11 protein-coding genes and 1 pseudogene are annotated in these 11,813 nt (G+C 74.6%); 8 read left to right on the top strand and 4 right to left on the bottom strand.

Annotated features, from left to right (window positions below):
• Positions 1-52: 52 nt before the first annotated feature.
• Positions 53-1,468, top strand: coding sequence for an FAD-dependent monooxygenase (locus ACFY0K_RS06670; RefSeq protein ID WP_390638928.1), 1,416 nt, complete (start codon positions 53-55; stop codon positions 1,466-1,468).
• Positions 1,469-1,625: 157 nt separating this feature from the next.
• Here ACFY0K_RS06670 and ACFY0K_RS06665 read toward each other — a convergent pair whose 3' ends face one another.
• Complete coding sequence (locus ACFY0K_RS06665) at positions 1,626-2,486, bottom strand: SMP-30/gluconolactonase/LRE family protein (protein WP_390638927.1); 861 nt, start codon at positions 2,484-2,486, stop codon at positions 1,626-1,628.
• On the bottom strand, positions 2,483-3,256 hold the full coding sequence (locus tag ACFY0K_RS06660) for an IclR family transcriptional regulator (RefSeq protein WP_388596766.1): 774 nt from the start codon (positions 3,254-3,256) through the stop codon (positions 2,483-2,485). Before ACFY0K_RS06660 ends, ACFY0K_RS06665 begins: the two co-directional genes overlap by 4 nt.
• Positions 3,257-3,387: 131 nt before the next feature.
• Here ACFY0K_RS06660 and ACFY0K_RS06655 point away from each other — a divergent pair, with 131 nt between their 5' ends.
• Entirely contained in the window at positions 3,388-3,987 is a 600-nt protein-coding gene (locus ACFY0K_RS06655; RefSeq protein WP_390638926.1) for a hypothetical protein, read from the top strand.
• Here ACFY0K_RS06655 and ACFY0K_RS06650 read toward each other — a convergent pair.
• Positions 3,968-4,843, bottom strand: a complete 876-nt coding sequence (locus ACFY0K_RS06650; protein ID WP_390638925.1) for a RimK family alpha-L-glutamate ligase — start codon at positions 4,841-4,843, stop codon at positions 3,968-3,970. The genes ACFY0K_RS06655 and ACFY0K_RS06650 overlap by 20 nt on opposite strands.
• Before the next feature lie 99 nt (positions 4,844-4,942).
• Here ACFY0K_RS06650 and ACFY0K_RS06645 point away from each other — a divergent pair.
• The 5 genes and pseudogenes from ACFY0K_RS06645 to ACFY0K_RS06625 all read left to right on the top strand — a co-directional run.
• Positions 4,943-5,200, top strand: a pseudogene (locus ACFY0K_RS06645) (MerR family transcriptional regulator); the annotation flags it as partial.
• Between the two features lie 450 nt (positions 5,201-5,650).
• On the top strand, positions 5,651-7,093 hold the full coding sequence (locus tag ACFY0K_RS06640) for an acyl-CoA synthetase (RefSeq protein WP_390639450.1): 1,443 nt from the start codon (positions 5,651-5,653) through the stop codon (positions 7,091-7,093).
• Between the two features lie 10 nt (positions 7,094-7,103).
• Entirely contained in the window at positions 7,104-8,507 is a 1,404-nt protein-coding gene (locus ACFY0K_RS06635; protein ID WP_390639449.1) for a carboxyl transferase domain-containing protein, read from the top strand.
• 156 nt (positions 8,508-8,663) lie between these two features.
• Entirely contained in the window at positions 8,664-9,701 is a 1,038-nt protein-coding gene (locus tag ACFY0K_RS06630) for a rod shape-determining protein (RefSeq protein WP_390638924.1), read from the top strand.
• A gap of 126 nt (positions 9,702-9,827) precedes the next feature.
• Entirely contained in the window at positions 9,828-10,355 is a 528-nt protein-coding gene (locus ACFY0K_RS06625; protein ID WP_390639448.1) for a hypothetical protein, read from the top strand.
• Positions 10,356-10,375: 20 nt separating this feature from the next.
• Here ACFY0K_RS06625 and ACFY0K_RS06620 read toward each other — a convergent pair whose 3' ends face one another.
• Entirely contained in the window at positions 10,376-11,290 is a 915-nt protein-coding gene (locus ACFY0K_RS06620) for a DUF4231 domain-containing protein (RefSeq protein WP_390638923.1), read from the bottom strand.
• 189 nt (positions 11,291-11,479) lie between these two features.
• On the opposite strand from ACFY0K_RS06620, the gene ACFY0K_RS06615 reads away from it, so the two are divergent.
• The gene (locus ACFY0K_RS06615) at positions 11,480-11,656 is read left to right on the top strand and encodes a hypothetical protein (RefSeq protein ID WP_390638922.1); all 177 of its coding nucleotides are present in this window, start codon (positions 11,480-11,482) and stop codon (positions 11,654-11,656) included.
• Positions 11,657-11,813: the final 157 nt, after the last annotated feature.

The raw sequence follows: 11,813 nt of genomic DNA, 5'->3' as shown, positions 1-11,813 counted from the left end.
TCCGCACCACAGTCCCCTGACCGCACACCCCTGACCGGACACAAGGAGCCCCATGCCGCGGAGAGCTGTCGTCATCGGTGCCGGACTGGCCGGCATGCTGGCCGCCGCCGCGCTGTCCGGTCACGTGGACGAAGTGGTCGTACTGGACCGGGACGAACTGCCCGACGGGCCCGACCACCGCCGCGGGCTCCCGCAGGGCCGCCACGCCCATCTGCTGATGTCCGGCGGACTGGCCGCGATGGAGGACCTCGTGCCCGGCGTGAGCATGCGCGAGCGGCTGCTCGCCGCCGGCGCCCACGAGATACCCCTCGGCTCGGGCATGCTGGCGCTGACCTCCGAGGGCTGGATGCACCGCTGGCGGCACGACGGCCCCCGGATGATCACCTGCAGCCGGGCACTGCTGGACTGGGTGGTCCGCACGGAGGTGCTCACCCACTCCAAGACCGAGATCCGCACGGCACAGGCCCTGTCCCTGACCGGCACCGCGCACCGTGTGACGGGCGTCCGCGTCTCCTCGAAGGCCCCGGCCGGCGACTCGGCCACCTCCGGGGAGACGGTGCTCGACGCCGACCTCGTGGTCGACGCCGGCGGTCGCGGCTCGCGCATCGTGCACTGGCTGGAGGCGCTCGGGGTGACCGGCATACCCGAACGGACCGTCGACTCCGGCCTGGTCAACGCGACCCGGATCTACCGCAGGCCCGAGGGCGCCGAGCACTTCCCCCTCACGGTGCTGCACGCCGACCCGTACGCGTCCCGGCCGGGCCGCAGCGGGATGGTCCTGCCCATCGAGGGCGACCGCTGGATGGTCAGCCTGGCCGGCACCAGGGGCGGCGAACCGCCGGCCGACCCGGACGGCTTCCTGGAGTACATCCGCCGGCTGCCGGACCCCATCCTCGGCCGCCTCGTCTCCGGCGCCGAACCCCTGACCGACGTCCACACCAGCCACAGCACGCACAACGCGCGCCGCTACCTGGAGAAGGCCCGGACCTGGCCGGAGGGCCTCGTCGTCCTCGGCGACGCCCTGGCCACCTTCAACCCCGCCTACGGACAGGGCATGTCGGTGGCGGCACAGGGCGCCCGCGCCCTCTCCCGCGAGCTGGACCGCTCCGGCCCCGCCGCACCTGGCCTGTCCCGCCGCGTGCAGCGCCGGGTCGCCACCGTCGTGGAGGGCCCCTGGGCAACCGCGGTGGGCCAGGACGTCTGGTACCCCGAAACCCGCGGCGGCGAGCCGAAAGCGGCGGACCGCCTGGTCACCCGCTACTCACGGCGCCTGCTGAAGGCGGCCACGGGTTCCTACCAGGCGGCGGCCGCCCTCTGGGACGTGAGCAGCCTCGAAACGGGCCCGTCCCGACTGCTGCGCCCCAGCGCGCTCCTGGCCGCGCTCAACGGCCCGCTGCTGCCACCGCTTTCGGGCCCGCCCCTGACTCCGGCGGAACAAAAACTGCTGGACGAGTTGAGCGCCCCGTAGGGGCGCGGGGAACTGCGCGACCAGCCACGACGGTGCCGCGGACGGTCTGCTGCCCGGGGCCGCAGGGTTGTCGTTCGCCCGCGGGCGAGTGGGGGTTGATCGCGCCGTTCCCCGCGCCCCTGACGGGGCGCTCAAGTCCGGGACGAATCCCGGGCGCTCAGCCCTGGAATGCCGGTTGGGCGACACCCTTCCCGGCGCCCGGGATCACCAGCAGCGACCCCGCCGTCGGGTGCGGCCGGTCGAGGCCCACCCGCGCCGTCGTGACGTAGAGGTCCGTCAGGTCGGTGCCCCCGAACGCGCAGGCCGTCGTCAGCGAGGCCGGCAGGCTGATCACCCGGTCCAGCTCGCCGTCGGGCGTATAGCGGCGCACCGCCGCCCCGCCCCACAGCGCCACCCACACGCAGCCGTCCGCGTCGACCGTCAGGCCGTCCGGGAAACCGGCGTCCTCCTCGATCGTCACCAGCGGGCGGCGGCCGACGGGGAGTCCGTCGGCGCAGTCGAAGACGTCCACGCGGCGGGTCGGCGTGTCGACGTAGTAGACGCGGCGGCCGTCCGGGCTCCAGCCGATGCCGTTGCTGACGGTGACGTCCGGCAGCAGCGTCGTCACCGTGCCGTCGGCTGCCACCCGGGACAGGGTGCCGCCCCCGGTCGCCTCGTCGTAGCGCATCGTGCCGGCCCACAGGGAGCCGTCGGGGGCGACGGCCGCGTCGTTGGCCCGGCGGCCCGGGACCTGCTCGCGGTGCAGCCAGCGGAACGTGCCGTCGGGGTCCAGGAGGCCGACGCCGTCCCGGAGGTTGAGGACCAGGCCGCCGCCCGCACGGGGCTTGACCGCGCCGACGTGCTGGTCCGTCGTGCGGACCGTGCGGCGTCCGGTCGCGGGGTCGTACGTGTGGATCCGGGAGCCGAGGACGTCGATCCACAGCAGGCGGCCGGTCGCCGGGTCCCAGGTGGGGCCCTCGCCGAGGGTCGCCTCCGTGGCGACCGCGACCTCGTACGCCGTCGTCGTCACCGTCGTCATGCCACACTCCGGTGGCCGAGGCGCTCGGAGAGTTCGGCGGCGCCCTTGGCGGCGAGCTGCTCCAGCTCGCCGCGGCGCTCGTCGCTCCAGCGGATCATCGGGACGGAGATGGACAGGGCCGCGACGACCTGTCCGGTGCGGTCGCGGACCGGCGCGGCGACGCAGGAGACGTCCGGGTTGGACTCCCGGCTCTCGACGGCGATCCCGCGGGCGCGGATCCCGGTGAGGGCCTCGCGCAGGGCGCCCGGCTCGGTGATGCTGTTCGGGGTCATCGCGACGAGGTCGGCGTCGTCCGGGATGCGCGCGGTCAGCTCGTGCTCGGGCAGCGAGGCCAGCAGCATCTTGCCGACCGAGGTGCAGTGGGCGGGCAGCCGGCGGCCGGCGGCGGAGACCATGCGGACCGCGTGGGTGGAGTCGACCTTGGCGATGTAGATGACGTCGGTGCCTTCGAGGATCGCCACGTGGACGGTCTCGTCGCAGGTCTCGGCGACGGACCGGGCGACCTGCTGGCCCTCGGCGGCGAGGTCGAGCTGCTCGGCGTATCTGCTGCCGAGCTGGTACGGACGGACGCCGAGCCGGTAGCGTCCGGGCTGTCCGGGTACGGGCACGATGTACGACCGGGCGGACAGCGTGGTCACCAGCTCGTGCACGGTGGTCCGCGGCAGCTGGAGTTTGCGCACTATGTCGGGGGCGGAGAGGGTCCCGTCCCCGTCCAGGAAGAGCTCAAGAATGTCGAGAGCCCGGGTCACGGCAGGCACGAGGCGTCCCACGTCCGGCCCCCTCCCTTGGGTCTAGGCGCCGGATATCGGTGCGGCGCGCGTCTCAGCTGCGGAGCCGTTCGAGATATCAACAGGCGATCGGCATGACGAACACAGGCTAGCCACCGGGGATTCCGTGGGCAATGGCCGGGAACCAGCCGGGTACCGGCGCGTGCACCATGGGAGGCATGCAACTGGACTTCCAGCTGGTGCTGCTGCGCCGCATGGCCGACCACAACCCGGACCTGGTGGACGACGCCCGGCGCACGCTGGGTGCGTCGATCGCGGACATGCGGGAGGCGAACAAGCGCTGGCAGGCGATGGCCCGCTCACCGCGGTCCCGGTCCGCGGCCGCCCGCTACCGCTCGGTCCTCGGCCCGCCCGAGTGGGAGACCAAGCGCATCGTCGGCGACCTGGAGTGCGCGGCCTGGCAGTGGCCGGTCCCCCTCTGGCCCACCCTGCGCTTCGAGGTCATGGCCGGTCCCGGCGGCGTGGTCTGGAACGAATGGCTGGTCCGTGCCCCCGACGCCCCCGCCCCGAGACTGGAGTCGTACGACGATCTCACCCCCTGGTCCTGCACGGTCGACGAGGCAGCCCGCGCCTTCGCCCCCGCCCGCCCCCTGGAGGGCACCGCCCCGACCCGCTGGGGGCTCACCTTCCGGGTGCCCGACGGCCGTCAGGTGGTCGCCGAGTTCACCTGGGGCCTGCTGCAGCGCACCGCGGTCATCGACGAGCCGCGGTGAGGATCGCCTCGGCCACCCCGGCCACCGACCCCGGGTGCAGGAACAGGAACAGGTTCGGCTCGACCAGCTCCAGCTCCATCACCTGCGGCCGCCCATCCGCGCCGTCGACCAGGTCCACCCGGGCGTACAGCAGCTCGGGCGCGTCCGGTACGGCGGCCAACGCGCGCTCCGCCACGGCGAGTTCGGCCGGAGTCGGGGTCCAGGCCGCCAGGTCCGGGTGGGCGACCTTGTCCGCGTCGTACGCCGTGCCCGGCGTGAGCACGGCCCGCTTGCGGCTGGCGTGCAGCAGCCGCCCGCCGAAGAACTGCAGCGCCCGCTCGCCGCTGACGTCGATCCCGGCGACGTACGGCTGGACCATCGCGGTCAGCCCCTCCTCGTGCATCCGGGCCAGGTGCCGTACGGCCGTCGCGTGCTCGCCGGGGGTGTAGCGGGCGGCGAACCGGGCGCCGGCGCCGAAGGTGGGCTTGACGACGAAGTCGCGGTCGGCCGGCAGGTCGGCGGCCAAGTCGCCGGGGGCCAGATACCGGGTCGGCACGACGGGCACCCCGGCCGCCGCGAGGTCACCGAGATACCGCTTGTCGGTGTTCCACCGCACGACCTCCGCCGGGTTCGCGATCCGGGTCGCCTTCCCCACCCGCTCCACCCACGGCACGAACTCGTCCGTCCGCCAGGCGTAGTCCCAGGTCGAACGGATGACGACCAGGTCGAAGCCGCCCCACTCCACTTCGGGGTCGTCCCACGGGCGGGCGACGGCCTGCGCCCCGGCGGCGGTCAGCGCCGCCAGCAGTACCGGCAGGTCCTGGTCCTTGCTGGGTTCCGTGCCGGGGTCGTAGGTGGCGAGGGCTATGCGGGGCACGGCGGGGGCTCCCTTGGCTGTCCGGGTCTGCGTTGCGTCCATTGGCAGGCTAACCCGCGAACACCGTTGACCTTCACCTTCGGTGAAGCCCCAGCATCGATGGCGGACGACGCGGAACATCAGCTCGCACCGGTAGGGAGACGGCATGGAGACGGCATGGAGTGGCTGACCATCGGGGCCTTCGCGAAGGTCAGCCGGCTGTCGCCGAAGGCGTTGCGGCTGTACGACGAGCTGGACCTGCTGAAGGCCGCCCGGGTCGACCCGGAGACCGGATACCGGTACTACGCCGGCGCGCAGCTGGAACGCGCCCGGCTGGTGGCCTGGCTGCGGCGGCTGGGCATGCCGCCGGCGCGCATCCGCGAGGTGTGCGCGCTGCCTGCGGACCGGGCCGCCCGGGAGGTGCGGGCGTACTGGGCCCGTGTCGAGGCGGACACCGCCGTACGGCGGGACCTGGCCGCGTTCCTCGTCGACCACCTGTCCGGAGAGTCGAGAAGGGATACCACGACCATGCTGGAACTGCGTTATGCCGCCCACTCGGACCGGGGGCGGGTCCGGCCGTCCAACCAGGACACCGCGTACGCGGGGCGCCGGCTGCTGGCCGTCGCCGACGGGTGCGGGCCGGCCGGGGCGTCGGCCCGTGCCGCCGCCGTGTCGGCGCTCAGGCCGCTGGAGGAGGCGGAGCCGTCCGCGGGGAACGTGCTGAACCTCCTGGAGGACACGGTGCGTTCGGCGGCCGAGGCGGCCCCGGAGGGTGGCGGCTGGTGTAGGAAGAGGCTGTCGGGGTTCCGAACGGTGAGGAGTCGTCGCGTGTCGTTTCTGTTTCCGGCCCTGGTGGACGGTCCGGGCGGGAAGGTCGCCCTGCGGTTCGGGGCGCGGTCGTTGACGTACGGGCAGCTCGCCGCCGCGGCCGGCGCTCTCGCCGGGCGGGTCGGGGACGCCGACCGGGTCGCGGTGTGGGCGACGCCGGAGCTGGAGACGGCGGTGGCCGTCGTCGGCACCCTGCTGGCCGGGCGGGCGGCCGTGCCGCTGAACCCCAGGTCGGGGGAGAAGGAGCTCGCGCACATCCTCGCCGACAGTGCGCCGGCCGCCGTGCTGGCCGCACCCGGCGCCGAACTTCCCCCTGCACTGGATGAGTTGCCGCGCATCGACGTCGACGCGGCGGCCGTGGGGCCGGTGCCCGAGGACCGTACCGACGAGTCCGACCCGGCCCTCGTCGTGTACACCTCCGGCACCACCGGGCCGCCCAAGGGCGCCGTCATCCCGCGCCGGGCGCTCGCCGCCACCCTGGACGCGCTCGCCGACGCCTGGCAGTGGACCGGGGAGGACGTCCTCGTCCACGGCCTGCCGCTGTTCCATGTGCACGGGCTCGTGCTGGGCATCCTCGGGCCGCTGCGGCGCGGCGGCTCGGTCCGGCACCTCGGCCGGTTCGACACCGACGGGGTCGCCCGCGAACTGAACGACGGCGCGACCATGTTCTTCGGCGTGCCCACCATGTACCACCGCATCGCGGAGGCGCTGCCCGCCGACCCCGGCCTGGCGAAGGCGCTCGGCCTGGCCCGGCTGCTGGTCTCCGGCTCGGCCGCGCTGCCCGTCCACGACCACGAGCGGATCGCGGCGGCGACCGGACGGCGGGTCGTCGAGCGGTACGGCATGACGGAGACCCTGATGAACACCAGTGTCAGGGCCGACGGCGAGGCCCGCGCGGGGACCGTGGGGGTGCCGCTGCCGGGGGTGGAGCTGCGGCTGGTGGAGGAGGACGGGACCGCGATCGCGGCGTACGACGGGGAGACCGTCGGGGAGATCCAGGTGCGCGGCCCGAACCTGTTCACCGAGTACCTCAACCGGCCCGACGCGACCGCCGCCGCCTTCACCGCCGACGGCTGGTTCCGCACCGGGGACATGGCGGTGCGCGAGCCGGACGGCTATGTGCGGATCGTCGGGCGCAAGGCCACCGACCTGATCAAGAGCGGGGGTTACAAGATCGGCGCCGGGGAGATCGAGAACGCGCTGCTGGAGCATCCGGGGGTGCGGGAGGCCGCGGTCACCGGAGAGCCGGACGCGGACCTGGGCGAGCGGATCGTCGCCTGGATCGTGCCTGCGGAGCCTCAGTCGCCGCCCTCGGCCGAGGAGTTGGCGGACCACGTCGCCGGGCGGCTCGCCCCGCACAAGCGGCCCCGCGTCGTCCACTACCTGGACGCCCTCCCCCGCAACGACATGGGGAAGATCATGAAGCGGGCCCTCGGTGCCTGAGCCGGTCCCGGTGCCGGCGCCCGGTCCGGCACCCGCGCGGCTCTCGGCCCGCCGCGTCCTCGCCCTCGTCGCCGACCCCGGCACCTTCGCCGAACTCCCGCACCCGGCGCGGCGGTCGCCGCCCGACGGCCCGCTCGGCTGGCAGGGGTACGACGCCTCGCGCGCCCGCGCCGCCGAGCGCACCGGCGAGGAGGAGTCCGTCGTCGTCGGCACCGCGCGGGTCGAGGGCACGGCGGCGGTGCTGATCGCCTTCGAGTTCGGTTTCCTCGGCGGCTCGCTCGGCGAGCGGACCGGCGACCGGCTGGAGGCGGCGTACGTCCATGCCCGCGCCCACCGGCTCCCGGTCGTACCGCTGGTCGCCACCGGCGGCAGCCGGATGCAGGAGGGCATGCTCGCCCTGTCCCAGCTGCAGCGGGTGGCGCGCCAGTCGGCGCTCACCCGGGAGGCGGGGCTGGCGCAGGTCGCGGTCCTGCGCGACCCGACGACCGGCGGCGGCTGGGCCACCCTGGGCGCCGGGGCCGACGTGATCCTGGCGCTGCCCGGCGCCCAGGTGGGCTTCGCCGGCTCCCGGGTCCGCCCGCCGGACGCCGACCCGGCCGCGTACACGGCCGAGGCGCAGCTCGCGGCCGGGGCGGCGGACGCCGTGGTGCCCCCGGCGGAGCTGAAGGCGTCGCTCGGGCTGTGGCTGCGGCTGCTGACCGCGCCCGCCCCGATACCCGCCGACCCGCCGCTCGCCCTCGGCGGCAGCGCGCTGCCCGCCACCGGCTGGGAGGCCGTCCGGCGCGCCCGCGCCCCGCACCGCCCGCGCGCCGAGGCCTACCTGGACGCGTACTTCACCCGCCGCGTCGCCCTGGTCGGCGACCGGTGCGGCGGGGCGGACCCGGGCGGGATGCTGTGCGGGTTCGGCGAGCGGGCGGACGGCCGTACGGTCGCCTTCGCCGCGCAGACCGGGACGGCGACCAGGCCCGCCGGATACCGCACCGCCGCCCGCCTGATACGGCTCGCGGACCGGCTGGGGATCCCCGTGCTGACGCTGGTCGACACCCCGGGCGCCGCGAACGACGCCGAGGCGGAACGGCAGGGCGCGGGCGCCGCCATCGCGGAGCTCTTCGGCGAGGTCGCGGCGGCCCGGACGCCGATCACCACCCTCGTCGTCGGGGAGGGCGGCTCGGGCGGCGCCCTCGCGCTGGCCGCGCCTGGCAACACCTGGGCCACCCCGGACAGCTACTTCTCCGTCATCGCACCGGAACTGGCGGCGGCGATCCTGAAACGCGCCCCCGAGGACGTCGAGACCACCGCCGGCCAGCTGCGGATCCGGCCCCAGGACCTGGTGGAGCTGGGGGTGGTCCGCGGCATCGTGGGCAACTCCCCGGACGGCCTCGCCGCGCCCGCGCCGCCCGCACCGCCCGGCTGACCCGCGGGCGGCCCGACGGGCCCGAAACCCCCCATTCAGCGGCGCCCCGCCCGGACCCTCCCCGCAGGCGCGCCGCTGCGATCCCCCGGAGGATGCGAAGCAGGCCGCCGACCGGCGGTGCCACCCCACACGGCCCGCGCACCGGGAGGATCTGCCGTGACCGTCAGTCTGGAGCAGTTGCGCCGCTGCCATTTCGCCGTCGATCTGGGGGCCTCCCGCACCCGGGTGTACGTGAGGGGCATGGGCCTGGTCGTCGACCAGCCCTCCGTCGCCGCGATGAACACGCGTACCGGTGCCCTGATCGCCGTCGGCGACTTCGCGGAGAGGATGACGGGCCGTACCCCCGACTACATCCGTGTCGTGCGGCCCGTCTCCGGCGGGACGATCGTCGACATCGAGATGGCCCAGCGCATGCTGCGCCAGCTGCTCGGCGACAAGATCCGCCGTTCGCTGCGCCGCAAGCCCCGGCTGCGGGCGGCGGCCTGCACCCCGCACGACGCCGACCCGCTGGCCCAGCGGGCCACCATCGAGACGCTGGTGGGGCTCGGGGCCCGGCGGGTGGAGCTCGTCGACACGCTGATCGCCGCGGCGGTGGGGTGCGGGCTGCCGGTCGAGCGGCCGGAGGCGAGCATGATCCTCGTCTGCGGGGCCGCCGCGACCCAGGTCGCCGTGCTCTCCCTCGGGTCGATCGTGTGCGCCGAGCGGATGCCCGTCGGCGGGGAGGCCGTGGACCACGCGATCGTCCAGCACCTGCGGCACGAGCACGAGCTGATGCTGCCGAACCAGGCGGTACGCCCCCTGCAGCTGGCCCTGGACGGCACCGGCCTCACCCCGGAGGGCCCCGCCTCCACCGAGATCCACGGGCGGGACGTGGTCACCGGGCTGGCCCGCAGCGTGCGGGTGGACACCGCGGCCGTCCGGGACGCCATCCAGACGCCCCTCATGTCCGTCCTGGACGGGATCGGCAAGGTGCTGCGCGACTGCCCGCCCGACCTGGTCGCCGACCTCGCCGACCGCGGGATCGTGATGGTCGGCGGCTCGGCGCTGCTGCCCGGCTTCGACCAGCTGCTGCGGGAGGCCACCGGCATGCCGGTGCACATCGCGGAGCGGCCGGACGTGTGCGCCGTCCAGGGCATCGGGGCGATGCTGGAGGGCCGGATCGAGCCGCTGGTGCTGGACCCGCTGGCCGCCTGAGCACACGTACCCGCCGACCGGCCCCGATGTGAGCCGACGCGCCCCGTGCGCGCCTCGTCACTCCTCGATTAGGGTGGACTCACCGATGGTGACGGGAGGGGACGGTCCGTGACAGCCGACATCACCGTGTTCACCGACCAGCTCGCCGAGACGGCACCGGTCCCCCGCCTCGCCGTCACCCGCGTCGGCGTGACCGGCCACCGGGTGTTCCCGCCGTCCGTCCTGCCCTACGTCCGCTCCGCCCTGCACCGGCACCTCAGCCGCACCGACGTGGCCCTGGAGGCACTCAGCTGCCTCGCCGCCGGTACGGACCAGCTCTTCGCGGACCTCGCCCTGGCGCACGGCGTCCCGGTGACGGCCGTGATCCCGGGCATGGACTACGAGGCCCACCTGGGGGACGAGGCGGCACGGGCGTCGTACCGCAGGATCCTGGGGCGCTGCGCGAACCGGGTCGAGCTCCCCGTCCAGCCCACCCACGAGCAGGCGTACTTCGCGGCGGGCCAGTGGATCGCGGAGCGCTCCGACGAACTGCTCGCCGTGTGGGACGGCCGTCCGGCACGCGGTCTGGGCGGCACGGGTGACGTGGTGGCCTACGCCCGGCACATCGGGGTGCCGGTGACCGTGCTGTGGCCGGACGGGGTACTGCGCGACTGACGGGGCGCGGCCGGCCCGCCTCAGGTGCCGAAGCGCACCAGCCACTCCGTGTGCGCCGGGGACATCAGGCGCTCCGCCTCCCCCACCGCCTCGGCCCAGCCCGCCTCCGTCACCGTGGTGGTCATGGCGATCCGGGTGGTCTCCAGATCCTGCTCGATGAGGGAGTGCGCGTACGTCAGCGGGCCGTGCCTGCGTACCTCCTGCCAGGCGACGCCCGCCGCGGCGGCCGCGCTGAGCAGCCCCGCGAGGTCGGCGCCGCCGAGCAGGTCGACGGTCCGCAGCAGGGCGGCCGCGAGGGCGCACAGGGTCAGCGCCGCGGTGACGGAGGACCAGCGGGCGGCGGCGCGGTGCGCGCGGGCGGCCCGGTTCTTGTACCAGACGGCCTGTTCCAGGAGCCGGTCGCGCAGGTAGAGGTCCCGGCGGGCCGCGTAGGACTTGGCCCGTTCCGCGCGCATCCGCGGGGTGATCTGCCCCCTGCGCCGCTCCTCGGGGTCGCGGGAGTCCTCCCAGCCGCAGGCCCGCAGCTCGCGCAGACGTTCCTCCAGCCGCTCCGCGAACACCGCGTCCGGGTCGACGACATGGGAGTGGAAGGGGCCGCCGTGCACCATGTACTGCCAGGCCAGCGACTTCAGCAGCTCGGCGGCCGCCCGGTGCGCCTGCCAGTGCGCCCGGGACCGGCGCCGGGAGGTGCTCAGGCCGAGGGCTATCGTCAGCCCGTAGAGCAGGGCCGCCAGCACCGTCATGACGTGCCCCGACGCCTGCTCGGTCAGGACGGCGGCCGCGGTGGCCAGCAGCAACAGGATCAGGTGCGTACGCACCGCCCGGAACGAGTCGCTCTGATGGCGTAACGCCCACTGGTCACTGAGTTGGAACAGCGGCGGCAGATCCTGCTCGCCCAGCGTGGTACCCGGTACAGGAGTGCTTGCGGCCCCCATGAACGCCCCCCGAATTCACCGCACGCCTCCGAAGACCTGCGCGCGCCCCCGACAAGATGGCCTAAGAACACAATGAGTGGGGAAAGCAGCCCCGTGCACAAGAGGTTCGCCGGGCATTCCTGGTATAGGGTCCGCACCATCGGGACCAGACTCGGTTCCACGCACCCGAACCGGAGCGACGAAACCATCATGAACCTCAGCACGACGCCCAAGAGGCGCGCCCCTCAGCCCGCGGGGCCGGTCGCACGGCACAAGCCCCTGTCGGAGATCGACCCGCTCGGGACCGCCGCGGCGCGCGCCGCGGGCCGCGTGACCGACGTCGCCGACCGCCGTTCGGGCCAGTCGACGTTCAACTCGGCGTTCTGACCGGGAACGACGACACGAGGACGTTCACACGGACGTGGGTGCGCCCCGGCGGACGGGCGTACCGCCCGCACCCACGTCAGTGCGCCGTTGGCGTCAACGCGCCCACCGATGAAGCGGTTTGGGGCGCCTTGGGCACGGGAAGTCTGACAGACTGCCT

It is taken from the genome of Streptomyces sp. NPDC001507, assembly GCF_042894765.1.
Classification (GTDB): domain Bacteria; phylum Actinomycetota; class Actinomycetes; order Streptomycetales; family Streptomycetaceae; genus Streptomyces.
The sequence above is the reverse complement of the archived record's forward strand: the minus strand, read 5'-3'. Positions and strand labels throughout refer to the sequence as shown.

Coding starts and splice junctions, on each gene's coding strand:
- ACFY0K_RS06670 (WP_390638928.1), top strand. CDS start 53: ATGCCGCGGAGAGCTGTCGTCATCGGTGCCGGACTGGCCGGCATGCTG.
- ACFY0K_RS06665 (WP_390638927.1), bottom strand. CDS start 2,486: ATGACGACGGTGACGACGACGGCGTACGAGGTCGCGGTCGCCACGGAG.
- ACFY0K_RS06655 (WP_390638926.1), top strand. CDS start 3,388: ATGGCCGGGAACCAGCCGGGTACCGGCGCGTGCACCATGGGAGGCATG.
- ACFY0K_RS06620 (WP_390638923.1), bottom strand. CDS start 11,290: ATGGGGGCCGCAAGCACTCCTGTACCGGGTACCACGCTGGGCGAGCAG.
- ACFY0K_RS06615 (WP_390638922.1), top strand. CDS start 11,480: ATGAACCTCAGCACGACGCCCAAGAGGCGCGCCCCTCAGCCCGCGGGG.